This window comes from Aeromicrobium sp. NPDC092404, from assembly GCF_040684095.1.
Classification (GTDB): Bacteria; Actinomycetota; Actinomycetes; order Propionibacteriales; family Nocardioidaceae; genus Aeromicrobium.
Genome location: NZ_JBFBFI010000002.1, coordinates 533,978 through 556,365 on the forward strand (window position 1 = coordinate 533,978; position 22,388 = coordinate 556,365).

The 22,388-nt window shown below is 68.9% G+C and carries 25 protein-coding genes and 1 tRNA gene; 14 read left to right on the plus strand and 12 right to left on the minus strand.

Features of this window, described 5'->3' with window-relative positions; translation table 11 throughout:
• Entirely contained in the window at positions 1–264 is a 264-nt protein-coding gene (locus tag AB0N22_RS13065) for a hypothetical protein (protein WP_364640742.1), read from the plus strand.
• On the opposite strand, the gene AB0N22_RS13070 is transcribed toward AB0N22_RS13065, so the two are convergent.
• Positions 261–1,619: a CDP-glycerol glycerophosphotransferase family protein gene (locus tag AB0N22_RS13070; RefSeq protein WP_364640745.1), complete on the minus strand. Its 1,359-nt coding sequence runs from the start codon at positions 1,617–1,619 to the stop codon at positions 261–263. The genes AB0N22_RS13065 and AB0N22_RS13070 overlap by 4 nt on opposite strands.
• Before the next feature lie 69 nt (positions 1,620–1,688).
• Here AB0N22_RS13070 and AB0N22_RS13075 point away from each other — a divergent pair, with 69 nt between their 5' ends.
• Positions 1,689–2,330: an ABC transporter ATP-binding protein gene (locus tag AB0N22_RS13075; protein WP_364640748.1), complete on the plus strand. Its 642-nt coding sequence runs from the start codon at positions 1,689–1,691 to the stop codon at positions 2,328–2,330.
• 41 nt (positions 2,331–2,371) lie between these two features.
• Positions 2,372–3,394 (plus strand): LLM class flavin-dependent oxidoreductase, encoded by a 1,023-nt coding sequence (locus tag AB0N22_RS13080; protein ID WP_364640751.1) that lies wholly within the window; start codon positions 2,372–2,374, stop codon positions 3,392–3,394.
• 70 nt (positions 3,395–3,464) lie between these two features.
• Here the strand turns inward: AB0N22_RS13080 and AB0N22_RS13085 are convergent, their stop codons facing one another.
• Entirely contained in the window at positions 3,465–5,285 is a 1,821-nt protein-coding gene (locus AB0N22_RS13085) for a phosphoenolpyruvate carboxykinase (GTP) (protein WP_364640754.1), read from the minus strand.
• A 233-nt stretch (positions 5,286–5,518) separates the two neighbouring features.
• The gene (locus AB0N22_RS13090) at positions 5,519–7,390 is read right to left on the minus strand and encodes a hypothetical protein (RefSeq protein WP_364640756.1); all 1,872 of its coding nucleotides are present in this window, start codon (positions 7,388–7,390) and stop codon (positions 5,519–5,521) included.
• 142 nt (positions 7,391–7,532) lie between these two features.
• Here AB0N22_RS13090 and AB0N22_RS13095 point away from each other — a divergent pair.
• The 3 genes from AB0N22_RS13095 to AB0N22_RS13105 all read left to right on the plus strand — a co-directional run bounded on the left by AB0N22_RS13095 (position 7,533) and on the right by AB0N22_RS13105 (position 9,481).
• Positions 7,533–7,605, plus strand: a tRNA-Arg gene (locus tag AB0N22_RS13095).
• Positions 7,606–7,778: 173 nt separating this feature from the next.
• Complete coding sequence (locus AB0N22_RS13100; RefSeq protein WP_364640759.1) at positions 7,779–8,552, plus strand: MerR family transcriptional regulator; 774 nt, start codon at positions 7,779–7,781, stop codon at positions 8,550–8,552.
• Complete coding sequence (locus tag AB0N22_RS13105; RefSeq protein WP_364640761.1) at positions 8,549–9,481, plus strand: homocysteine S-methyltransferase family protein; 933 nt, start codon at positions 8,549–8,551, stop codon at positions 9,479–9,481. The genes AB0N22_RS13100 and AB0N22_RS13105 overlap by 4 nt, the downstream gene beginning before the upstream one ends.
• A 39-nt stretch (positions 9,482–9,520) precedes the next feature.
• On the opposite strand, the gene lepB is transcribed toward AB0N22_RS13105, so the two are convergent.
• From lepB to AB0N22_RS13130, 5 genes are all read right to left on the minus strand, one after another.
• Positions 9,521–10,183, minus strand: coding sequence for a signal peptidase I (gene lepB / locus AB0N22_RS13110; RefSeq protein WP_364640764.1), 663 nt, complete (start codon positions 10,181–10,183; stop codon positions 9,521–9,523).
• A 63-nt stretch (positions 10,184–10,246) separates the two neighbouring features.
• Positions 10,247–10,615: a TraR/DksA C4-type zinc finger protein gene (locus AB0N22_RS13115; RefSeq protein ID WP_364640767.1), complete on the minus strand. Its 369-nt coding sequence runs from the start codon at positions 10,613–10,615 to the stop codon at positions 10,247–10,249.
• Positions 10,616–10,729: 114 nt separating this feature from the next.
• Positions 10,730–11,158, minus strand: coding sequence for a hypothetical protein (locus AB0N22_RS13120; protein WP_364640770.1), 429 nt, complete (start codon positions 11,156–11,158; stop codon positions 10,730–10,732).
• Positions 11,159–11,200: 42 nt separating this feature from the next.
• Positions 11,201–13,567, minus strand: coding sequence for an ATP-dependent DNA ligase (locus AB0N22_RS13125; protein WP_364640773.1), 2,367 nt, complete (start codon positions 13,565–13,567; stop codon positions 11,201–11,203).
• A gap of 150 nt (positions 13,568–13,717) precedes the next feature.
• Positions 13,718–14,002 (minus strand): hypothetical protein, encoded by a 285-nt coding sequence (locus AB0N22_RS13130; protein ID WP_364642795.1) that lies wholly within the window; start codon positions 14,000–14,002, stop codon positions 13,718–13,720.
• Between AB0N22_RS13130 and AB0N22_RS13135 the strand changes: the two genes are divergently transcribed.
• Positions 13,907–14,539, plus strand: a complete 633-nt coding sequence (locus tag AB0N22_RS13135) for a sigma-70 family RNA polymerase sigma factor (RefSeq protein WP_364642748.1) — start codon at positions 13,907–13,909, stop codon at positions 14,537–14,539. The genes AB0N22_RS13130 and AB0N22_RS13135 overlap by 96 nt on opposite strands.
• Positions 14,540–14,659: 120 nt before the next feature.
• Positions 14,660–14,884 (plus strand): hypothetical protein, encoded by a 225-nt coding sequence (locus AB0N22_RS13140; protein ID WP_364640776.1) that lies wholly within the window; start codon positions 14,660–14,662, stop codon positions 14,882–14,884.
• Here AB0N22_RS13140 and AB0N22_RS13145 read toward each other — a convergent pair.
• On the minus strand, positions 14,871–15,377 hold the full coding sequence (locus tag AB0N22_RS13145) for a hypothetical protein (RefSeq protein WP_364640779.1): 507 nt from the start codon (positions 15,375–15,377) through the stop codon (positions 14,871–14,873). The two genes, AB0N22_RS13140 and AB0N22_RS13145, sit on opposite strands and share 14 nt — an antisense overlap.
• 176 nt (positions 15,378–15,553) lie before the next feature.
• Here AB0N22_RS13145 and AB0N22_RS13150 point away from each other — a divergent pair, with 176 nt between their 5' ends.
• A complete protein-coding gene (locus AB0N22_RS13150) occupies positions 15,554–16,273 on the plus strand; it encodes a GAF and ANTAR domain-containing protein (protein ID WP_364640781.1) in 720 nt (239 codons plus the stop codon).
• Here the strand turns inward: AB0N22_RS13150 and AB0N22_RS13155 are convergent.
• Positions 16,270–17,121, minus strand: coding sequence for a Ku protein (locus AB0N22_RS13155; RefSeq protein WP_364640783.1), 852 nt, complete (start codon positions 17,119–17,121; stop codon positions 16,270–16,272). The two genes, AB0N22_RS13150 and AB0N22_RS13155, sit on opposite strands and share 4 nt — an antisense overlap.
• 78 nt (positions 17,122–17,199) lie before the next feature.
• On the opposite strand from AB0N22_RS13155, the gene AB0N22_RS13160 reads away from it, so the two are divergent.
• The 4 genes from AB0N22_RS13160 to AB0N22_RS13175 all read left to right on the plus strand — a co-directional run bounded on the left by AB0N22_RS13160 (position 17,200) and on the right by AB0N22_RS13175 (position 19,527).
• Positions 17,200–18,066: an SDR family oxidoreductase gene (locus AB0N22_RS13160; protein WP_364640786.1), complete on the plus strand. Its 867-nt coding sequence runs from the start codon at positions 17,200–17,202 to the stop codon at positions 18,064–18,066.
• Positions 18,067–18,089: 23 nt separating this feature from the next.
• On the plus strand, positions 18,090–18,350 hold the full coding sequence (locus AB0N22_RS13165) for a Rho termination factor N-terminal domain-containing protein (RefSeq protein ID WP_364640789.1): 261 nt from the start codon (positions 18,090–18,092) through the stop codon (positions 18,348–18,350).
• Position 18,351: 1 nt separating this feature from the next.
• The gene (locus AB0N22_RS13170; RefSeq protein WP_364640792.1) at positions 18,352–18,810 is read left to right on the plus strand and encodes a DUF6328 family protein; all 459 of its coding nucleotides are present in this window, start codon (positions 18,352–18,354) and stop codon (positions 18,808–18,810) included.
• Between the two features lie 72 nt (positions 18,811–18,882).
• Complete coding sequence (locus tag AB0N22_RS13175) at positions 18,883–19,527, plus strand: class I SAM-dependent methyltransferase (RefSeq protein ID WP_364640795.1); 645 nt, start codon at positions 18,883–18,885, stop codon at positions 19,525–19,527.
• Here AB0N22_RS13175 and AB0N22_RS13180 read toward each other — a convergent pair.
• Positions 19,520–20,317, minus strand: a complete 798-nt coding sequence (locus tag AB0N22_RS13180) for an SDR family NAD(P)-dependent oxidoreductase (protein ID WP_364640798.1) — start codon at positions 20,315–20,317, stop codon at positions 19,520–19,522. The two genes, AB0N22_RS13175 and AB0N22_RS13180, sit on opposite strands and share 8 nt — an antisense overlap.
• 163 nt (positions 20,318–20,480) lie before the next feature.
• On the opposite strand from AB0N22_RS13180, the gene AB0N22_RS13185 reads away from it, so the two are divergent.
• Positions 20,481–21,647 carry a glycosyltransferase family 1 protein gene (locus tag AB0N22_RS13185; RefSeq protein ID WP_364640800.1) on the plus strand — a complete coding sequence of 389 codons (1,167 nt, stop codon included), beginning with the start codon at positions 20,481–20,483 and terminating at the stop codon, positions 21,645–21,647.
• Positions 21,648–21,656: 9 nt separating this feature from the next.
• On the opposite strand, the gene AB0N22_RS13190 is transcribed toward AB0N22_RS13185, so the two are convergent.
• On the minus strand, positions 21,657–22,388 hold the full coding sequence (locus tag AB0N22_RS13190) for a CatB-related O-acetyltransferase (protein ID WP_364640803.1): 732 nt from the start codon (positions 22,386–22,388) through the stop codon (positions 21,657–21,659).

Genomic DNA, 22,388 nt, shown 5'->3' on the forward strand with positions numbered 1-22,388 from the left:
GTGATCCGCCTCGGCTCGTTCTTCAGGGACGAGTCCGGGCGTCTCGTCGTCGCGCAGGTGCCCAATTCCGCCCTCTGGGTCTGGCTGTCGGCCACTGCGCTGCGGTGGAGCCCGTACGACGAGCGGGATGCCGAGCTGCGCTGGGTCGGCGCCGGTGCCTTGACCGTCTGGGCGCTCGACGAGGTGGTACGCGGTGCGGCACCGTTCCGGCGGGTGCTCGGCGTGGTTGTGCTGGCCTGGCAGCTCTGGTGCTTCCTTCCCTAGCCGCCGAGCTCGACGACCAGCTCCATGAAGCGCCGCGCCGGCTCCGCACGTTCCGGCCCACCGAGGTAGTGGTCGGCCCGGTCGGCGCGGATCCCGGCGAGTGGGTCGTCGCCCAGCGCGGAGCCCAGCACCGACTCGAGGTTCTGCAGGTCGCGGTCGACGACGTATGCCGCTGCGGCTGTCGGATGAGCCGCGCGGAACGCCTCGGGGTCGGCGAACTGCGCCGCGTACATGACGAGCGGCTTGTTGCTGGCCATGAAGTCGACGACGATCCCTGACACGTCCGAGACCATCGCGTCGACGGAGTTGAACGCCTCGATCAGCGGCTCGTCCATCGCGGGCCGGCCCCAACGGTGGGCCCGCCCGGTCGTTGCGGCGTCGGCCTCGAGCAGCTCGTTGACCCGGACGATCATGGCCTCGGCCTCGACGTGGTTCTGACCGGCGAAGTGGCGCCGGAACACGACCGTGCATCCGTGGTCGAGCAGCGCCCGGACGACCCGGTCGGCGACGGCCAGCGACGAGACATTGAGGCTGTCGTCGGCATGCCGCCAGGTCGGCGCGTAGAGCACGGTGGACGGTCGGGGCACCGGGCCCGCCGCCGGGACGATGCCCTCGGTCTGCGGCCGGCCGATGATGCGCAACCGCTCGGACGGGATCGAGAGCCCCGCCGCCGTGAAGCGGTCGATCGCGGCCTGGCCGGCGACGGTCACCAGGTCGTACTGCAGCACTCGCTCGGACGCACTGAGCGGCTTGTCGCTGTCGCCATGACCGAGGAAGACGTGGGTCGCGGCCGAGCCGGCGATGAAGTCGGCGTTGCTCGCGGCCCCGTGCGGGTAGAGCGCGCCGCGGACGCTCGCCGGGATCGGTCCACGGACCACGGGCGTCGTCGGGTACATCTCGGCGAGCTCGCGGAACGACGGAGCCGTGCGCGCCACGATGCACCAGCGCACCCCGGTCCGCTCGATCCAAGGCGACCACATACCGATGTGGACGCCGACCTTGCCGGCATAGGGGATCGCGATCGTCGGCTCGTACGCCTCGACGGCCGCGGCGACCTTGGCGCAGTCGCGGGCGTACCGGTGGAGGAACCCGGTGAGCACGATCAAGGCGACGCTCCCGATCACGGCGGCACCAAGGGCGACTGCAGGGTCGAGGAACGCGGTGGCGGCCACGGCGACGACGACTGCCGCGGCCACGGCGGCCCACACCCTCAGACGTACGGGGGGCCGGTCCGCCAGGCCCTCGGGCTGGCCGGGGAAGTGGGCGGCCCGAGGCGCTCTCGCCGAAGCGCCGCGCCGGGCGACGATCCCCGTCGCCAGCCCGAGGGCGAGCACGAGCAGGGCGGCGACGATCACGGGTCGACTCTAGTCCGGCGCAGTCGACCGGCCCCCGCGCCCGCCCGTGCCGGCGCCCCACTCGTCTCCGTGCGCGACGTGACGGTGCGCCACCAGGCAGACCTCGGACCCGTGCTTCGAGGCGTCAGCATCGACATACCTCACCGCGGTCTCGTGACGCTCTCCGGCGAGAGCGGCGCCGGCAAGAGCACCCTGGTCGACGTGATCCTCGGACTGTTGCGGCCCGAGACCGGCGAGGTCCTGGTCGACGGCGAGCGGCTTCGTGACCTCGAGGCGTGGCGGAGGCGGATCGGGTACGTCCCGCAGCAGACCGTCCTCGTGCCCGGCACCGTCTGGCAGAACCTCACCTGGTCGCTGCCGCCCGGCCGCACGGTGACCGAGGAGGAGGCGTGGGAGGCGCTGCGGCTCAGCCAGCTCGAGGCCGAGATCGCGGCCCTGCCAGGTGGTCTCTCGGCACCGTTGCACGAGCTGGCCGAGCTGTCGGGCGGCGAGCAGCAGCGGCTCAGCATCGCGCGCGCGATCATCCGGGACCCCGAGCTCCTCGTGCTCGACGAGGCCACCAGCGCTCTCGACGTACGAACGGAGGAGCGCGTGCTCGAGCACCTCCTCGACGGCAGCCGGACCGTCCTCATGGTCACGCACCGCCTGTCGTCCCGCGCCGTCCCCACCGTGTCCGCGCGACTGGCCGAGGGCTCGCTCCTCATGGGGTGAGCCGACGGAACAGCGCGTGGCTCCTCGACGTTGACCCCGGTATGAAGAACGTCGGCTTCCTCTCGTTCGGCCACTACCAGGCCGTCCCCGGTTCTCAGACGCGTACGGCTGAGGATGTCCTCCTGCAGTCGATCGACCTCGCGGTGGCGGCCGAGGAGCTGGGGCTCGACGGGGCGTACTTCCGAGTGCACCACTTCGCGCGGCAGCTGGCGTCCCCGTTCCCGCTGCTGGCCGCGGTCGGCGCCCGAACGAGCCGGATCGAGATCGGGACGGGCGTGATCGACATGCGCTACGAGAACCCGCTCTACATGGCCGAGGACGCCGCCGCGGCCGACCTCATCAGCGGTGGCCGGCTGCAGCTCGGCATCAGCCGCGGATCACCGGAGACCGCCCTGCGCGGCTACGAGTCGTTCGGCCACGTGCCGGCCGAGGGCCAGAGTGATGCCGACATGGCGAGGCAGCACACCGAGGTGTTCCGCCAGGCCATCGCCGGTGCCGGTGTCGTGATGTCCGACCCCAAGATGACGGGCCAGTCGGTGCCCCTGCCGGTCATGCCCCAGGCGCCCGGCCTGGCCGACCGGATCTGGTGGGGCTCCGGCACGCGCGGCACCGCCGAGTGGACCGCCCAGCAGGGCATGAACCTCATGAGCTCGACGCTGCTGACCGAGGACACCGGCGTCCCGTTCGACGAGCTGCAGCTCGAGCAGATCCAGCGGTTCCGCGCCGCTTGGTCCGAGGCCGGCTGGGAGCGGGAGCCCCGGGTGTCGGTCAGCCGCAGCGTCATCCCGATCCTCGACGCACAGGACCGCGCCTACTTCGGCGACCGCAGCGGTGAGGACCAGCTGGGGCACCTCGACGGCGGGATCGCGAGGTTCGGCAAGTCGTACGTCGGGGAGCCCGATGCCCTGGCCGAGGAGCTCGCGCGGGACGTCGCCGTGCGCGAGGCCGACTCGCTGCTGCTCACGGTGCCCAACCAGCTCGGCGTCGCCTACAACGCCCGACTTCTCGGCGCGCTCGCGGACCACGTCCTCCCCGCGATCGGCTGGAAGCCCCGAACGCGCTGAGCCTGACGAGTCTGCTGCGACACGCCGTGGGCGGGCAGCAGTACGTCAGGCTCAGCGGTGGTGCGGCAGGTCAGGCCTCGAGGCGCGCCTTCAGGCCGTCGAGCTCGGTCCAGAGAACCGTCGGCAGCTTGTCGCCGAACTTCTCGAACCACTCGTTGATCTGCGGGATCTCGGCTCGCCACTCCTCGGTGTCGACCCGCAGGGCCTTCTCGAGCTGCTCGTCGGTGACGTCGAGACCGTCGGTGTCGATCGCGCCGGGCACGGGCACGAGGCCGATCGGCGTCTCGACCGCCTCGACCTTGCCCTCGACGCGCTCGATGACGTACTTGAGGATGCGGCTGTTCTCGCCGAAGCCGGGCCACAGGAACCCGCCGTCCTCGTCGCGACGGAACCAGTTGACGTAGAAGATCTTGGGGAACTTCGACTCGTCGTTGTTCTTCGCCATGTTGATCCAGTGGCTGAAGTAGTCACCCGCGTCGTAGCCGATGAACGGCAGCATCGCCATGGGATCGCGGCGGACGACGCCGACTGCGCCGGTTGCCGCGGCGGTGGTCTCGGACGACAGGGTCGCACCCATGAACGTGCCGTGGGTCCAGTCGCGGGCCTCGGTCACCAGCGGGATCGTCGTCTTGCGGCGACCACCGAACAGGATCGCGTCGAGCGGGACGCCATTGGGGTCGTCGTACTCAGCGGCGAGGGTCGGGCACTGCTTGATCGGGGTGCAGAACCGGCTGTTGGGGTGCGACGAGAGCTCGTCGGACGCCGGCGTCCAGTCGCGCCCCTTCCAGTCCGTCAGGTGGGCCGGCGCCTCGTCGGTCATGCCCTCCCACCAGACGTCGCCGTCATCGGTCAGCGCGACGTTGGTGAACACCGAATTGCCCTGGTCGATCGTGCGCATCGCGTTGGCGTTGGTGTCCCACCCGGTGCCGGGGGCGACGCCGAACAGGCCGAACTCGGGGTTGACGGCATACAGACGGCCGTCGGCGCCCACGCGGATCCAGGCGATGTCGTCGCCGATCGTCTCGACCTTCCAGCCGGGGACCGTCGGCTCGACCATCGCGAGGTTGGTCTTGCCGCAGGCACTGGGGAACGCCGCCGCGACGTACTTGACGACGTTGTCCGGCGAGGTCAGCTTGAGGATCAGCATGTGCTCGGCCATCCAGCCCTCGTCGCGGCCCATGACCGACGCGATGCGCAAGGAGTAGCACTTCTTGCCCAGCAGGGCGTTGCCGCCGTAGCCCGATCCGAACGACCAGATCATGCGCTCCTCGGGGAACTGCACGATGTACTTGGTGTCGTTGCACGGCCATGGCACGTCCTGCTGGCCCTCGGCGAGGGGAGCGCCGATCGAGTGCAGCGCCGGCACGTAGTCGGCGTCGAGCTTTTCGATCTTGTCGAGCACGTTCTTGCCCACCCGGGCCATGACGGTCATCGAGGCGACGACGTAGGGGGAGTCGGTGATCTCGACACCGAACATGGGGCTGTTGGACTCGAGGTGGCCCATGACGAACGGGATGACGTACATCGTGCGGCCCTGCATGCAGCCGTCGTAGAGGTCCCGCATGATCGCCTTCATCTCCGAAGGCTCCATCCAGTTGTTCGTCGGGCCGCAGTCGGCCTCGTCGACGCTGCAGATGTAGGTGCGGTCCTCGACGCGAGCGACGTCGCTCGGGTCCGAGGCGCACCAGAACGAGTTGGGCTTCTTGGACTCGTCGAGTCGTACGAAGGTGCCGGAGGCGACGAGGTCGTCGGTCAGCGCGACCCATTCCTCGGGAGTGCCTTCGACCCAGTGGATGGCGGCCGGTCTGGTCAGGGCGGCGACGTCATCGACCCAGGCCTGGAGCCTGGGGTGCGTCGTCCGGTAGGTGGAGATGGCGGTGTCTGCGGACATGTGTGAGCTTTTCCTTCTCGCGCATCGCGAACCAAGCGCATTGATTCGCACTCCCTCGGCATGCAGGCCTCAGGTAGCTGATGTGTGATGAATCGTCACCGACGGGCGATGACGATTCAGCCGACTTTACGTGCCGCATCTGGAGTTTGGGCTGGTCGGAAGGGGTGAACATGGTCACACGTATGACAGGAGGGGCGGCGCCGGATGGCACCGCCCCTCCTGTCGTCTGCGAGCTAGTTGACGTACCCCAGCCGGATGTACGCCGAGCCGTTGGTCACTGCCGACGTCTCGACGGACTTGCGCGAGAAGCGCTGCGTCCCGTACTTCGTGGAGTAGCGCTGGGTGCTGCGCGCGGAGTCGTAGCGCACCTGGCCTTTCAGCGCGGAGAGCACCTCGGCGAGAGTCAAGGTCTCCTCGCCGGAGTAGTAGTAGTCCTCGTCCTCCTCGTCGATGTCGATCGTGAAGTCTTCCTCGTCGTCGTAGTAGTTCGTTCCGCCGACGAACGAGAGGTAGCCGGTGCCGTAGGCCGTCTTGGAGATCGTCGGGTCGAGTCGCTTGATCACCGGTTCGGCCACCGAGTCGCCGTTGGCCGGGACGAGGTGGACCTGCACCGGGAACGGCTTGCCGCGGTTTGCGAGGACCTTGCCGCCGCTCGGGACCCTGATCCACTTGCCGCTCTTGCGGACGTCGATCCGCGAGATGCGCAGCGCGTTGTAGACGGGCTTCAGCTCGGTGTTGACCGTCACGGAGTTGATCGTGACCTTGGTGTCCGAGCCGGTCTGCAGGAACTCGACGTCACTCGCGAGGTCGTACGGAGCCTCCTCGGCAAAGTACGAGTTCAGCGAGATCCGCTGGGTGCGGGTGTAGGTCGCCGGCTGGCCACCCTTGGGCGTGTAGCCGATGTTCCACGTCATCAATGCCTCGCCGGGGCCGGAGTACTGGTCGAGCCCCGCGATGACGTCGTTGAACACCTGGCCACCGACAGCAGATCCCAGAGCCTCCGGGACGGCCACCCGGGTCGTGGCCGAGGTCGTCGCGCCGTCCACCGTCGTGTTGGAGGTGATGAGCGTGGTCGCGGGCAGCTGCCCCGTCACGCCCATGATGCCGCTGAGCCGGTCCTGGGTGATCTGGCCGACCGGGTCCGTGTCGATGTTGACGAGCTTGTACGAACCGTCGCCCCCATCCTCCTGGATGAACGCCGTCGAGGCCGCGTGGAAGGTCGCGGTCGACGTGCCCGTGTAGGTGTCGGGATGACCGAAGGCGAACACCTTGGTCCCGCACACGGCGGTGATGGTGCCCACCGAGGCCATCGTGACGTCGCCGTAGGACCAGGCCGAGGCGATGTTGCCACCCGCGACGATGGCGTCCTGCGGGTCGATGTCGGTGGCTGCGGCGGCCGTCTGGAACGTGACCTTCCCGGGCGCCTTGGCGGCGAGGGTGCGCGACTTGGCGGCCATCGTGGTGGCGTCCTCGCCCGGGATGCCGACCGACACCCGCGGGAGCGTCAACCGGCGGATCGTCGAGTAGCTCGACGTGGTGTCCGACGTGGACTCGCTGGCGACCGCCATCGAGCGGGCCATCGCCTTCGGGACTGCGGCTGACGTCACCACGGGCAGCGGCGCTGCAGGCTTGTCGACGGCGAGGAGATCCGCTGCGGGGGTGACGCCGGCGTAGTCGCTCGCGTCGCTGCTGAACCTGTAGGAGACCGAACCGATCAGGTTGTCGTCCGCGTCGTAGACGGGCGAGCCGGACATCCCGGCCCAGATCCCGGCGTCCGCGCTGGTGTCTCCGGCGCTGTTGGTCTTGGTGATGCGACTACCAGCCAGCTTGAACACGAGGATGTCCTTGCCGCGACCGGCGCCGTCCTCGAGCGTGTCGACGTACGTGCCGGTGAACGGCTCCGGCGTGATTCCTCGCGTCGTGGTGAGTCCGTGCACCGGCTGGTCGGGGGTGAATCCACCGGTCCAGACCGGTGTGCCAGGACACGTGGTTGCGTCGACGTTCGGCGCGCCGTGAGCCGCGCTCGTCGTGACGGCGAGGCCGGCCGCGACCAGTGCGAAAGTTGAGGTGACGCTGGCGATGGTGCGCAGCGGGCGTGCCGACATGACGGGTCCTCCCCGATCGGTGACAGGTTGTGATCCGCAACACTAGGTCACCCCTGCTGCGCCTGTGGGCAAGTTCGGGGAAGTGGCCAGATTTTCACTCGGCGTAGGGCCACGCTAGACTCAGCGAGGCCCTTCGGGGTGTGCGCCCGTAGCTCAACGGATAGAGCATCTGACTACGGATCAGAAGGTTAGGGGTTCGAATCCCTTCGGGCGCGCTTCGTGGTGAGGCCCCGTGAGACCGTCCGGTCCGCGGGGCCTTCGCGCGTCCGGGGGTGGCTCGACAATTCGTCGAAGTTTCCTCCTGTTGACTTGACCCTCACGTAACGTCAGGCGTCACGGTGGTCCTCGGTCCGGCACGGTGCCGGACCGGGAGCAACCCGGAGGACGCATGACCAAGACCACGCGATGCCATGGTGTCGGCGAGGTCGCTCGCCTGTCGGGCACCACGGTGCGAGCCCTGCACCACTACGAGTCGATCGGCCTCCTGGTCCCGTCGGCACGCAGTGCGGCGGGCTACCGGCAGTACGACGCCGGAGACCTGGACCGCCTCACGCGGATCCTGTACTACCGGCACCTCGGGTTCTCCCTCGACGACATCGCCACCCTCCTCGCGGACCCGGCCGACCTGGTCGAGCACCTGCGCCGTCAGCACCGCATGCTGACCGAGCAGCTGCAGCACGTACGCGGGATGGTCCAGGCGATAGAGAAGGAGATGGAGGCTCACATGAGCGGACAGGACCTGACCCCCGAGGAGAAGCTGGAGATCTTCGGGACCGAGTACGACCCGTCCTGGGAGGACGAGGCCCGGGAGAAGTGGGAGGGGACCTCGGCCTGGCAGCAGAGCCGGGAGCGCACCGCGCACCTCACCGCGGACGACTGGCGCCGCCTCAAGACCGACACCGATGCGTTCAACCAGCGACTGGTCGATGCCTTCGCTGCGGGCGTCACCCCGGGCAGCGCGGATGCCGACGCCTTGGCCGACGCACACCTCGCTTCGCTGCAGTCGTTCTACGACGCCGACCGCGCGATGCAACGCACGCTGGCCGACACGTTCGTCGAGGACGCGCGGTTCCGGAGCACGTACGACGCGCTCGCCCCGGGACTCGCCGAGTGGTGGCGGGACGTCATCCACGTCGCCCCGGGGACGGGTGGTGCGGCATGAGCGCCATGACCGCCCTGGACGCCCCCCTGGTGCTGACCGACGGAGGCATCGAGACGACGCTGATCTTCCACGACGGCATCGACCTGCCGGACTTCGCCGCTTTCATCCTGCTGGACGACGAGGCCGGCCGCGAGGCGTTGCGCCGCTACTTCGTCTCCTATCTGGAGATCGCGCGACGCGACCAGGTGGGCATCGTCCTGGAAACCCCGACGTGGCGGGCGCACCCTGACGGAGTCGCCCGGCAGGGGCGACCGGTCTCCGACGTGGCAGCGATCAACCGTGCGGCGGTCGACCTCCTGGTCGGTCTTCGCGACGAGTACGCCACGTCCGCCACCACGGTGGTGGTCAGCGGCTGCATCGGTCCGCGTGGTGACGGCTATGCCGTCGAGGACGCGATGGACGTCGCCGTGGCACGGGACTACCACGCGGCGCAGGTGGCCGCGTTCGCCGAGAGCGGGGTGGACCTGGTCACGGGGATCACGATGACGTACGTGGAGGAGGCGACCGGCCTCGTGCTGGCCGCCCGGGACCACGGCATCCCGGTGGTCATCTCGTTCACCGTCGAGACCGACGGCCGGCTGCCGTCCGGCCAGGATCTCGGCGCCGCGATCGAGGCCGTCGACACGGCCACCGATGCGTACGCGAGGTACTTCATGATCAACTGCGCGCACCCGACCCACGTCGACCAGGTGCTCGACCCGGCCGCTTCGTGGGCGGGGCGGCTCGCCGGGCTGCGGGCCAACGCGTCGATGGCGAGTCACGCCGAGCTGGACGAGGCCGAGGAGCTGGACGAGGGCGATCCGGAGGACCTCGGCCGGCGGTTCCACGCACTGCGGCAACGCCTGCCGGGCCTGCGGGTCCTCGGCGGGTGCTGCGGCACCGACGCGCGGCACGTCGCGGCGATCAGCGAGGCCTGCGTCACTCCGTGAGTGACCTGCGGTGCCCGCCGTTGGGGCGGGCGCCGTGGGTCAGGGGTCGAGGTCGGCGTCGAACGTGTCCGGCTTGTGGATGAAACCGGCCCGGCCGAACGGCCACACCCGCAGCCAGGCCTTGCCGACGACGCTGTCGTCGGAGATGAACCCGCCACCCGGATCACCCATGTGGGCACGCGAGTCGCTGGAGTTGCCCCGGTTGTCACCCATGACCCAGAGGTGACCCTCGGGGACCTTGACCTCGAACGTCTTGTCCTTGGTGGCGGTCTCGTCGAGGACGTACGGCTCGGTGATCTCCTTGCCGTTGACCGTCAGCTTGCCGTCGGTGCAGCACGCGATGGTGTCGCCGCCGACGCCGATGACGCGCTTGATCAGGTGACCGCCCGTGGGGAACAGTCCCACGGTCTCGAGACCCTTCTGGACGAAGTTGGACGCCTGCTTGGAGTCTTCGGCGCTCAGCCAGCCGCCGGGATCGTCGAACACGACGATGTCGCCACGCTTCACGTCGCCGCCCCAGTAGGAGACCTTCTGGACGAGGATCTTGTCGTTGACGAGCATCGTGGGTTCCATCGACTCCGACGGGATGTAGAACGCCTGGAGGAAGAACGTCTTGACGATGATCGCCATGATCATGGCAGTCGCGACCAGAAGGATCGACTCCTGCCACACCGGCAGCTGCTTCTTCTTCTGATCCGTCACGGAGTGAGCCTAGCGGGAGGCAGCCAACCGCGCGGCCCCAGGATTCGCGGCGATCGGTCGCCGTCAGGCCACGCAGGTGATGCAGAGGGTGGCACGCGGGAACGCCTCGAGCCGCGGCCGGGCGATCGAGGCCGAGCACTGCTCGCACCGGCCGTACAGCCCTTGGTCCAGCCGGTCGAGGACGTGCTCGGTCTGCGCGAGGATCGCGGCCGTGTTCTCGGCCTGGACGGCATCCTGCAGGAGCTCGGCGCGGTGGGTCGCGACGTCGAGGTCGTCGTGCAGGACCTCGAGGGTCGACGCCGAGACGGCCTGCGCGGAGGCGTTGCCGAGGACCAGGAGCTCGGCGCGGAGGCGGTCGGCCGCGATCAGCAGACCTTCCCGGATGGAGCTGAGCTCCTCCGTGGTCCAGGTCGGGTCGATCTCAGTCGTCATGGGTGGCCTCCGAGCACGATGGTGCCGACGCCACTACCCCGATGGCCGGAGGCTATTCACGGCGGTGGCGCACGAGGTCCCCGGACGGTTGCCCGGGGACCTCGTGCCGGCTGCCTAGGCCTTCTTGCTGGCGGCCTTCTTGGCCGGCTTCGGCGGCGTGACGTCCGCCGGTGCGGCAGGCGTCGGCGGTGCCGGGAAGGGCTGTGCCGGGGCGGGTGTGTTGCTCCGTCCCTTGGCCGCGGCGAAGGCGGCCGCGCCGGCGCCCGTCAGGGCACCGAGGAAGGCGACGCGCTTGAGCTTCGAGCGCTTCTTCTTGGGCTTGACCTTGGCGGGGACCTTCTCGGCGACCCCGTCGGGCAGTCGCTCGAACAGGTCGTCGCGCAGGTCACGCAGCTGGTCCTTGTCGGGCAGCATATCGACCAGCTGGTTGCGTACGCCCGGCGCCCGGTCGACGACCTGCTGACGCAGCTCCTCGGTCTGGGTGGCCAGGTCGTCCAGACGGGCCTCGAGTCGCTGGCTGAGCTTCTTCTTCTTGAACGGCATGAATCTCCTCGTGTCGTGATGATGGTGTGTCAGGTCGCAACCTCACTCCAAAGCGACCTCCTGCGGCTTCTTGTCGGTTCGTAGCCCGCGCCAGCTCGGGTGACGCAGATGGCCGCTCGACGTCCACTCTCCGAACGTCACCTCGCCGACGAGCTTGGGGGTGACCCAGTTGGCGTCCCGCGAGACGTCGCGGGGGACGTCGTCGAACGGGCTGGTCTTGCGGGCGAGCTTGGAGAGGCGGTTCTGGAGGTCGGCGAGCGTGCGCTCGTCGAAGCCCGTGCCCACCTTGCCGACGTAGCGCAGGCCCTCGTCGGTCGGGATGCCGAGCAGCAACGCACCGATGCGGCCGCTCCGGGCGCCCTGCCCGCCGCGCCACCCGGCGATGACGACCTCCTGCATGCGCTGGTGCTTGATCTTGGTCCAGGCGGTCGCCCGCTTGCCGCCCAGGTAGCGGGAGTCCCGCCGCTTCGCGAGCACGCCCTCGAGACCCAGGGCCTTGCTCGACTCGACGGCGTCCGTCAGGGAGCCGTCGTACGCCGTGGGCACCTCGACGACGTCCGCGCCGATCTTCAGGCGGGACAGTGCGCCGCGGCGCTCGACGTAGGTCTGGTCGCTCAAGGACTCGCCGCCGGATCGCATGACGTCGAAGACGAGGTACTTCACCGGCACGTTGCGCCGCGCGGCCTCGACGTCGGGCTCCTTGGTCAGACCCATGCGCTGCTGCAGCCGGCCGAAGTCGGGAACCCCCGCGGCGTTGAGCGCGACGATCTCCCCGTCGAGCACGGTGTCGTCGAGGCCGAGCTCGGCCAGCGCGGTGACGACCTCGGGGTAGCCGGCCGTCACGTCGTTCTCGTTGCGGGTGAACAGACCGACGTCCTTGCCGTCGACCACCGCGACGGCGCGGATGCCGTCCCACTTCATCTCGAACGCCCAGTCGTCGGGATCGCGGATGTCGTCGGCCGAGCCGAGCTTGGCCAGCATCGGCGCGACGAAGCCCTTCTTCATCGACCGTGGCGCGGACTTCTTCGACGTGGCCGCCGGCGCGGGCGAGTCCATCAGGTGGATCAGCCAGTTCTTGCCGGTCTTGATCAGCGCGTACTTGCGGGGACCGCCGAGACCACCGGCCTTGCGTCCCGTGAGCGTCGCGATGACCTCCTTGCCGTCCCGCCACTTCTCGAGCTCGTACGTGCCGGCGTCCCAGATCGTCACCTCGCCGCCGCCGTACTCGCCCTTGGGGATCGTCCCCTCGAACGTGCCGTACTCCAGCGGGTGGTCCTCGGTCTGCACGGCGAGGTGGTTCTTCTTGGGATCGGTCGGCACGCCCTTGGGCAGGGCCCACGACACCAGCACGCCGTCGTGCTCCAGTCGGAAGTCCCAGTGCAGGCTGCTGGCGTGGTGCTCCTGGATCACGAACGAGTGCCCGTCGCCGGATCCGGGGGAGGCCTCGGGCACCGGCTCGGGCGTCTTGCCGGCGTCGCGCTTCGAGCGGTAGGTCGCGAGCTTGTCGCTTCTCGGCTCAGGCCCGGCGAGGTCCGCCATCGGGTCCTTGCGCCGCTTCATGCGGGTGAGCACCTCGTCCATCGTGAGGTGGCGCAAATCGTCGTTGAGCTCCCGCCAGGTGCGGGGGACCGCCACGTACGGCTCAGCCTTGCCTCGCAGGGAGTAGGGCGCGATCGTCGTCTTGTTGGCGTTGTTCTGGCTCCAGTCGACCAGCACCTTGCCGCCGCGCAGGCTCTTCTTCATCGAGCTGACCACGAGGTCGGGCATCTCGGACTCCAGCACCTGGGCGAGCTGCTTGGCGAAACGGTTGACGTAGTCCGCGTCGTGCGTGCCGTCGAGCCCCGCGTAGAGGTGGAGGCCCTTGCTGCCACTGGTGACGGGATAGGCCTCGAGCTCGAGGTCGCGGAGCAGCGACCGTGCGCGCTTGGCGACCTCGACGCACTCGGGGAGGCCGGCACCCGGTCCCGGGTCGAGGTCGAGCACGAGGTGATCGGGATTCTGCTTGCCACCGCGCGGCCCGACCTTCCACTGCGGCACGTGCAGCTCCAGTGCAGCGACCTGGCCCGCCCAGGCGAGCGCCGCCGCGCTGTCGAACACCGGATAGGTGTTGACGTGGTCGCTGTGCTGAATCTCGACGCGGCGGATCCAGTCGGGCGCGGACGACGGGAGGTTCTTCTCGAAGAACACCTCGCCGGGCTTGTCGGCCGTGCCGACACCGTCGACCCAGCGCTTGCGGGTCACGATCCGGTCGGCCAGGTGCGGCAGCAGATGAGGCGCGATCTCCATGTAGTAGGCGATGACCTCGGCCTTGGTCGTGCCGGTGGCGGGATAGACGACCTTGTCCGGATTGGTGAGGCGGAGGCGTTGACCGGCCACTGACACGGTCTGGGTGCTGGTCTGCCGTGCCATGGCGCCTCCTCTCATCAGGGGTTCCTACCCGGCCGCACCCGCCCGAAACACGCTGCCACGGCGCGGAGATGGTTCGAAAGAACCATATCGGCTGGTCACTCCCAACCAGATGACTCTTGACGTTTCGCCTCCCACAGTGCCATGGTTGGCTCACCGGTTGAGCAGAAGCCGGTTTGACGGACCGAGACCCTTTGGGGGTTTTCCGTGAACACTGCTCCCGTAATCACTCAGCACGATGACACGCACGATCTGATCGAAGCGGCTCGCCACGCAGATGATGCCGAGCGAGCGCGCCTCGAGGACGAGGTTGTTCGCCGTCACCTCGGCCTCGCCCACCATCTGGCCGGTCGTTACTCCGGCCGAGGTGCCGACCGTGACGACCTGGCACAGGTGGCCTGCTTCGCCTTGGTCAAGGCCATCCGTGGCTTCAACCACGAACGAGGCGAGTTCGTCCCGTTCGCCACGGTGACGATCCTCGGCGAGATCAAGAAGTACTTCCGCGACTACTGCTGGGGCGTCCGTCCCCCGCGGCGGATCCAGCAGATGCAGGCCGACATCTCCAGCGCGACCGAGCGTCGCCTGCAGTCGGACTCGCGGCAGCCGGACATCGAGACGATCGCCAGCGAGATCGACGCCGGGGTCGACGAGGTGCGCGAGGCGATGGCCGCACGCAGCTGCTTCTCGCCGACATCGCTAGACCAGCCCGTGCGCGAGAGCGGCCGTCCGCTCGGCGAGACCATCGCGACCGAGACGTCGGAGTTCGAGTTCATCGACGAATGGGTCACGATCGAGCCGCTCTGCCGCGATCTCGACGACGACGAGAAGCTGCTGCTCCGCCTCCGGTTCGTCGAGGACAAGACGCAGCAGGAGATCGCCGAGATCGTGGGCGTGAGCCAGATGCAGATCTCGCGCAGACTGGCCAAGCTCCTGGCTCGGCTGCGTGAGTCCGCGCTGGCGGCAGACGCAGCCTGAGGTCGCTGGATGAGTGGGCGGTCACCGGAACCCGGTGGCCGCCGGCCTCTTGGCGTTGGGTATGGTCTCAACGCCGGTTCAGCAGCAGCCGCAACATCTTGCTGACCCGAGGAAAGAGATTTGCGACGCATCACCCTGACTTTTCGTGTGAGCGGTCCGGACATCCAGAGCGACCTGCTCCACGAGTTCTCGCTTCATCATGGCGTGGCAGCTTCCGCCGTCGAGCTGGACGGAGCTCCGGCAATCGTGGTGGACACCCTCGATGCGCCATCGGCACTCTGGGACGTGCGCGCCACGGTGGGGATGTTCGACGAGGCGGCCGAGGAGGTCGTCAGTGATCGGTGACCAGAGTCGGCACGAACGGTCGTGTCACGAACGACGGATCTCCGACGGCAGAGTGGTCGACCATCTCGTCGGCGACCGAGGCCGCCAGCGCCTTGGCCGCAGCGCGTACGTCAGTGGCCGCGCCGGCAGGATGCGCGAGGTTGGCCTCGAGCGGCGGATGCCAGATCAGGGAGACCTCGTGGTGCGCCCCGCAGGCTCGGCACAGGTCCCGCACCCGCTCGGACTCAGCACCGTCCATCAGCTCAGGGCAGACGGCGACGACGTGGGACCGGGGTTGCGTCGTCTCGGCGAGCTCACGGAGGGCGTCGGCACCCGCGGCCGTGTCAAGGCGCACGACCGCGTGCGCCGCGGACCGCAGCCAGCCGGTCGGGACCGAGACGAAGTGCGTCCTGCACCCGAGTCGCTCCAGCTGCGTGCCGAGCGCATGGTCGATGGCGTTGTTGTCACCGAAGACCGTGACGGTGCTTGCAGTGGAGCCCGGAGCTTTCGCCATCGGGCACCCCTTCCCGAACGTCGAAGGGCAGTCGACGCTGCCGCTGGACCGTGCCTGTCGCATGCTGCTGCGGACGTACCCAGCGCTTCTCGGGGCAAACAAGTGGCCCCGGCCGCGATATATTTCCTCCGGGGGACGTGGTCATGGTGAAGAGTCATTCGGTGAGGAGCTCCGGCGTGGACAGCTCGACCTTCTTTTCTCAGATGGCGCTCGACCTGCACGACGAGCCCACCGCGGAGCGCACGATCGAGCGCATCGCCGAGTATGCGCGGGTGGCGACGAGCTGTGACGACGCCGGCATCATGCTGGTTCACGCGCGCAACCAGATCGAGACCGCCGCTGCGACCTCCCAGCGCGTCGGCGAGTCGCACAACCTGCAGATCGTGCACGACGAGGGACCCTGCCTCGACGCGATCGAGGGCGACGCGATCTACCAGTCACGCGATGTCGGCAGCGACCCTCGCTGGCCCCATTGGGGACCCGCGGTCGAGGATCTCGGCATCCGCAGCGTGCTGAGCATCCGCCTCGAGACGCGGACGCGCCGCTACGGCTCGCTCAACCTGTATGCCAACAGCCTCGGCGCCTTCGACGAGGACGACCTCGCGGTGGCCACGATCTTCGTCCGCCACGCGTCCGTCGCCATCGCCAACGCGCACAACGAGGAGGGCCTGCAGGTCGCGATCGACGCTCGCAAGCTCATCGGCCAGGCGCAGGGCATCTTGATGGAACGGTTCGACCTCGATCCCGACCGGGCGTTCGAGTTCCTCCGGCGGCAGTCGCAGGCCCACAACGTCAAGCTGCGATTCGTCGCCGAATGGGTCGTCGACAACCGCAACTCGCCCGACGCGACGTTCGAGGCCCCCCTGGTGACCGACGGCAAGGTCGCGGCCGGCTAGCCGGCCTTCTTCTTGGCGGTCTTCTTCTTGGCCGTGGTCTTCTTGGCCGCCGTCTTCTTGGTGGCCTTCTTGCGGTCGACGCTGCGCTTGAGCGCCTCCATCAGGTCGACGACGTCGGCGCTGTCCTCTTCCTCGTCCGGCTTGCCGAACGTCGCTTCGGTGTCGAGCGAGGCACCCTGCTCGATCTTGGCCTCGATGAGCGTACGAAGCTGTTCCTGGTAGTCGTCGGTGAATGCCGTGGGGTCGAAGTCCTCTGACAGCGAGTCGACCAGCTGGGCTGCCATGTCGCGTTCCTTCTGGCTGATGCGGGGCGTCGAGTCGAGCACGTCGAAGTCGGGCTTGCGCACCTCGTCGTCCCACAGCATGGTCTGCAGCACCAGCACGTTGTCGCGCACCCGCAGCGCTGCGAGGCGGGTCTTCTGCCGCAGGGCGAACTGGACGATCGCCGTGCGGTCGGAGTCCTCGAGAGCACGGCGCAGGAGGGTGTAGGGCTTGAGCGCGCGCTCCTCGGGCTCGAGGAAGTACGCCTTGTCGAGCCGCAGGACGTCGACCTGGTCGGCCGGGACGAACTCGACGACCTCGATCTCGTGGCTGCGCTCGGCCGGCAGGGAGGCGAAGTCGTCGTCGGTCAGCACGACGGTCTTGTCGCCGTCGTCGTAGGCCTTGTCGATGTCCTCGTAGGCGACGACCTTGTTGCACACCTCGCACTTGCGCTGGTAGCGGATGCGTCCGCCGTCCTTGTTGTGCACCTGGTGCAGCGAGACGTCGTGGCTCTGCGTCGCGCTGTAGACCTTGACCGGGACATTGACCAGACCGAAGCTGATGGCGCCCTTCCAGATGGATCGCATGTCTTCAGTCAATCGCGGTTGATCTTCGGGCGCCAGTCATTTGCGTTTAACGCCCGATGGAGTGGGCACCCTGCCCGCATGACTGATGACGATTCCCAGGCCTTCCCGTCGCAGCAGCAGGACCCGCCCGGCCTGACGAGAGAGATGGACCCGCTGCCGGACCACGGCGAGGACTCGTACGAGGGCAGCGGTCGTCTCGAGGGGCGCAAGGCGCTGATCACGGGCGGGGACTCCGGCATCGGCCGGGCCGTCGCGATCGCGTACGCCCGCGAGGGCGCAGACGTGGCCTTCACCTACCTGGCGGAGGAGCAGGCGGATGCCGACGAGACGTCCGCGCTCCTGGAGCAGGCCGGCCGTACGCACGCTGCGATCGAGGCGGACCTCCGCGATCGTGAGACGTGCGACCGGGTCGTCGGCGAGACCGTCGAGCGGCTCGGCGGCCTCGACATCCTCGTCAACAACGCCGGCTACCAGATGGCACGCGAGGAGTCCCTCGAGGAGATCACCGACGAGACGATGGATCGGGTCTTCAAGACCAACCTGTACGCACTGTTCTGGCTCACGCGCGCGGCCGTCCCGCACATGCCGCGCGGCTCGGCGATCATCAACAACACCTCGATCCAGGCGTTCGACCCGTCCAGCACGTTGCTCGACTATGCCGCGACCAAGGCGGCGATCAACAACGCAACGGTCAACCTGGCCGGTCAGCTCGGTGAGAAGGGCATCCGGGTGAACGCCGTGGCGCCGGGCCCCATCTGGACGCCCTTGCAGCCCGCGACCCAGCCGGCCTCGAAGGTCGAGCAGTTCGGCAAGGACACGCCGTTGGGTCGCGCCGGGCAACCGGCCGAGGTGGCGCCGGCCTTCGTCTTCCTCGCCTCCGAGCGGGACTCGAGCTATGTGTCCGGCACGGTGCTGGGCGTCACGGGTGGCAAGCCCGTCTTCTGATCGATCGAAGGAAGGGATGAATCATGGCGAGCAGCATCAAGAAGCCGAAGATGTACGAGGAGCTCCGTGAGGACGGCGCCTCCAAGGAGAAGGCCGCGCGCATCTCGAACGCGGCAGCCCAGAAGGGCCGGTCGAAGTCGTCGGTCGGCCGCAAGGGCGGAGAGTCCGGCTCGTACGAGGACTGGAAGGTCCCTGAGCTGCGCAAGCGGGCCAAGGAGCTCGGCCTGACCAACTACTCGGGGAAGAACAAGTCGGAGCTGGTGAAGGCCCTCCGCAACCACTGACGTGAGCGCGCAGGACTCCCAGAAGGAGAAGATCGACCGCAACTGGCAGGAGCTCCTCCAAGAGCTCCGGGTCGCGCAGACCGGCGTGCAGATCCTGACCGGATTCTTGCTGACCCTCCCGTTCACGCCGCGGTTCCACGAGCTGGCCGACTCGCGTCACGCCGTGTATGCCGCGGTGCTCTGCGCGTCGGTCGTGGCGACCTTCCTGTTGATGACGCCGGTCGCGCTGCACCGCGCTTTGTTCGGGCACGACGCGAGGCCCTGGCTCGTCGAGGCAGCCGACCGGGCGTCGCGGTGGGGCTTGGCCGTGCTGGCGCTGGCCAACATCGGTGCTGTCTGGCTCGTCATCGAGGTCGTCGCGACGACCTGGATCGCCTCGGTCGTCGCGGGACTGATCGCGCTGTTCGTCTTCGTGGTCTGGATCGTGGTGCCGGCGCGTGAGCTGAAGCTGGGCGACTGACCGTTTGCCGGAGGAGTGCCGGGGGTAGTCACGCAGGGCCGCCCGGACGGCGGCGCTGACGAAGGAGTCGCCGTGACCGTTGAGGTCGAGCAGGTCAGGACCGAGGTCATCGAGTTCGGGTCGTTGTCGGTCCAGTTCGACAGCCGGGTGCTGCGGCCGCGGCGGTGGACCACTGCGCAGTCGGCGTGGGCCTCTGCGCAGCTGCGCACGGCGCCGGACGGACCCGTCCTCGAGCTGTGCGCCGGTGTCGGCCACATCGGTCTGCTGGCAATGGCCGGTCACACCCGCCCCCTCGTGCTGGTCGACTTGTCCGAGACCGCGTGCCGGCACGCCGCTGCGAACGTGGAGCAGGCGAACGTGTCGTGCCCTGTCGAGATCCGCTGCGGTCGCATGGACGAGGAGATCGCCGACGACGAGCGCTTCGCGCTGATCATCGCCGACCCGCCGTGGGTCCGGAGCGACCGGACCGGTGACCACCAGGACGATCCCCTGCACGCGATCGACGGGGGAGACGACGGCCTCGATCTCGCACGCACGTGCGTCCAGCTGATCGGACGGCACCTCATGGACCGCGGATCAGCGGTGCTGCAGGTGGGCGACCTCGAGCAGGTCGCGGCCGTCAGTGATCACCTGGCGGACCATCCCGATCTCAGGCTGCGGATCGCGGAGCACCGCACCTTCGGGGATCGCGGCGTGCTGGTGCTGCTCGTCAGGTGAGGGGCTCCGTCATGGACCGGTGAACCTTGGCGGCCACGGCGTCGGGCAGCACGCCGGCGGCCGCGGACTGCAACTTGTTGCGCCATCCGGTGACCACGTGGTCGTCTCCGGCCATCATCGCGGCGAAACCCGCCTTGGCGACGTCAGCGGGGTCGTCCTTGGGCCCCTCGGCGACCTTCGTGCCGTCCATGCCGGCGCGCTCGAAGAAGTCGGTGTCGGTGGGTCCGGGCATCAGCGAGGTCACCGTGACCGCAGTGTCCTGGAGCTCCTCGCGGAGACCCAGCGCGAACGACTGGATGAACGACTTCGACGCCGCGTACGTCGTGTAGAACGGGCCGGGCATCTGCGACGCGACCGACGACGTGAACAGCAGGCGGCCCCCACCATTCGTGACCATGTCCTTGGCGACCCAACGCCCGAGATGTACCGCCGACACGATGTTGAGCGCGATCAGTCGCAGGTGATCGTCGAGCTCGGTCTCGACCAGACGTCCATGGACCCCGATGCCGGCGTTGATCGCCGCCGCGGCGACGGGACGCCCCTGCTGTGCCAGGAAGTCGGTCACCATGTCGTTGCCGCTGCGCGTCGCCAGGTCGGCGCGGAGTGCCTGCACGTCTGCGAGGTCGCTGAGCTCGGCCGCGATGTCGACGATGCCCTCGTCCTCGGCGACGACGACCAAGTCGAATCCGTTGCTCACCATCTCGCGGGCGAGCCCCTCGCCGATGCCGCTCGATGCGCCGGTCACCAAGCCCAGCGGGCGTCGACCGGCTTCGTCAGTGGTGTGCTCCATCTCTGTTTCTCCCTCTCCTCGTTGGCCCCGCTGGAGTGCTACCCGGATCGTGACGAGACATGCGTCGACAGCTCGCCGGACGAATGGCTGCGGGGGATCGGGGTACCCCCGCGGGTGGTGCAGAAGGTCGCCACCTCGCTCTCGAGCTTGAGGGATGGTCACGATGCCGACTGCGCGCCCCGCCCGTCCTGGACCGTCGAGTCCCGCCGCGGCGTTGCATCGCAGACGGATCAAGGTCGCCTCGGTGCCGGCCGCGCATCCGTACGTGCGACACCTCGCGCCGGTCCAGGAGATCCAGGGCCTGCCGCAGGTGGTCCGGCTGCCCGATCCCGATCCGTCGAATCCCAGTCGGGTCACGCTGACGCGGTGGTGGCCTCCGGTCATGCTCGAGCCCGCCTGGGTGCGCGAGCATCACGAGCGGTTCGACCTGTTCCACCTGCACTTCGGCTTCGATGACGTCGCGCCGGACCAGCTCGGGGAGCTGGTCGACACCCTCCGTCGGGCGGGCAAGCCGTTCATCCACACGGTCCACGATCTGCGCAGTCCCCGTGAGTCCGACCGCGAGCTGCACGACGCGCGTCTGGACGTGCTGGTGCCGGCCGCCGACGCGGTGGTCGCCCTGACGCCTGCGGCCGCTGCGGACATCGCCGACCGATGGGGACGGCAGGCCGTCGTCCTGCCTCACCCGCACGTCGTCGACCTCGCGGCGATGGCGCGCATCCGGCACCGCCGCCAGACCCCCCTGCACCGAGATCGGCCGTTCACGGTGGGCCTGCGGGTCTCGAAGCCCCGGACCGGTGAGCACCCGTTCACGCTGCTTCCCGCCCTGGTCCGGGCCGTGCGCGCCATCCCGGGAGCGATCCTGCAGATCGACGCCCACCCCGACGTGCTCGGCCCCGCCGGTGGCCGCTTCGAGGTCGACCTGGCGCGGGAGGTCGAGCGGTCGCAGCACCGAGTCCGCGTGCGGTCGCGCGAGTTCTTCAGCGAAGCTCAGATGTGGGACTACCTGGGCTGCCTCGACGCGTCGGTCCTGCCCCATCGGTTCGGTCCGCACACGAGCTGGCTGGAGGCCTGCCGCGACGTGGGCACGGCCGTGGTGGCCCCGACGGGCAGACACTTCGGTGACGACAGCCCGGTCTTCGGGTTCACGATCGACGACGGGGGGCTCGACGAGGGCTCCTTGGTCGACGCGGTCCGTCAGGCGTACGACGAGACGCCCATCGAGCCGGTGTCGGTCGAGCAGCGGATCGAGCAGCGCCAGATGGTGGCAGCTGCTCATGCGCGGATGTACGTCAGCGCGCTGGCGGATGCACCCTTCCGCGTGGGATAGGCCGCGCGGTCAGCGGCGCCGCCAGCGCCGGCGCGGCTGGGGCGGCGCCGGCCTCGGCACCTCGACGACTGCGGGCTCGTACGGTTGCAGGCCCGCCTCGACCTGCGGGCGCAGCCGGCGGGCAGCCTCGACCGGGTCGTCGTACGGGATGCCGCTCAGCTGGTTGGGCGAGAAGCGCCACCACCGCAGGTCCTGGAGCTCGTCGCGGAGGTCGTCGGCGACCCGCGGCCGGATCACCTTGGCGGGGATGCCGCCGGCGATCGAGTACGGCGGGACGTCCTTGGTGACGACGGCGTTGGCGGCGATGATCGCACCGTCGCCGATCGTCACCCCACGCAGCACGACGACGTTGGCGCCGATCCACACGTCGTTGCCGATCGTCGCCAGATCGGGCCCGACGCTGCGGAAGGACTGCCGACCGCCGGCCTCGGGGTCCACGACGTCGGCGGCGTCGGCTGACGGGTGCCAGCCCCACGTCGACGCGCGGTACTGGAACGCCGAGACGCTGAGCCAGGTCGTCGGGTGCCCTGTGGCGCCCAGCAGGCTGCCGGGACCGATCTCGCAGTAGCGGCCGATCGTCGCGGCCTGCACCTCGACCTCGCGGCCGAACTCGGTGAACGCGCCGATGCGGGTGTCGGCGCGGATGACGAAAGGACCGAGGAAGCGCACCGGGGGCTCGACGAACAGGCGCGACTTGCCGATGTGCTGCACGTGCTGCGCGCCTCGGGTGTGCTGGTCCAT

Excerpts from the sequence above, each read along its gene's own strand:
- AB0N22_RS13105 (WP_364640761.1), top strand. The coding sequence starts at position 8,549 with ATGAGCGCCATGACCGCCCTGGACGCCCCCCTGGTGCTGACCGACGGA.
- AB0N22_RS13190 (WP_364640803.1), bottom strand. The coding sequence starts at position 22,388 with ATGGACCAGCACACCCGAGGCGCGCAGCACGTGCAGCACATCGGCAAG.
- AB0N22_RS13125 (WP_364640773.1), bottom strand. The coding sequence starts at position 13,567 with ATGGCACGGCAGACCAGCACCCAGACCGTGTCAGTGGCCGGTCAACGC.
- AB0N22_RS13185 (WP_364640800.1), top strand. The coding sequence starts at position 20,481 with ATGCCGACTGCGCGCCCCGCCCGTCCTGGACCGTCGAGTCCCGCCGCG.
- AB0N22_RS13100 (WP_364640759.1), top strand. The coding sequence starts at position 7,779 with ATGACCAAGACCACGCGATGCCATGGTGTCGGCGAGGTCGCTCGCCTG.
- AB0N22_RS13155 (WP_364640783.1), bottom strand. The coding sequence starts at position 17,121 with ATGCGATCCATCTGGAAGGGCGCCATCAGCTTCGGTCTGGTCAATGTC.
- AB0N22_RS13090 (WP_364640756.1), bottom strand. The coding sequence starts at position 7,390 with ATGTCGGCACGCCCGCTGCGCACCATCGCCAGCGTCACCTCAACTTTC.
- AB0N22_RS13160 (WP_364640786.1), top strand. The coding sequence starts at position 17,200 with ATGACTGATGACGATTCCCAGGCCTTCCCGTCGCAGCAGCAGGACCCG.
- AB0N22_RS13145 (WP_364640779.1), bottom strand. The coding sequence starts at position 15,377 with ATGGCGAAAGCTCCGGGCTCCACTGCAAGCACCGTCACGGTCTTCGGT.
- AB0N22_RS13085 (WP_364640754.1), bottom strand. The coding sequence starts at position 5,285 with ATGTCCGCAGACACCGCCATCTCCACCTACCGGACGACGCACCCCAGG.
- AB0N22_RS13180 (WP_364640798.1), bottom strand. The coding sequence starts at position 20,317 with ATGGAGCACACCACTGACGAAGCCGGTCGACGCCCGCTGGGCTTGGTG.
- AB0N22_RS13120 (WP_364640770.1), bottom strand. The coding sequence starts at position 11,158 with ATGCCGTTCAAGAAGAAGAAGCTCAGCCAGCGACTCGAGGCCCGTCTG.
- AB0N22_RS13080 (WP_364640751.1), top strand. The coding sequence starts at position 2,372 with ATGAAGAACGTCGGCTTCCTCTCGTTCGGCCACTACCAGGCCGTCCCC.
- AB0N22_RS13165 (WP_364640789.1), top strand. The coding sequence starts at position 18,090 with ATGGCGAGCAGCATCAAGAAGCCGAAGATGTACGAGGAGCTCCGTGAG.
- AB0N22_RS13115 (WP_364640767.1), bottom strand. The coding sequence starts at position 10,615 with ATGACGACTGAGATCGACCCGACCTGGACCACGGAGGAGCTCAGCTCC.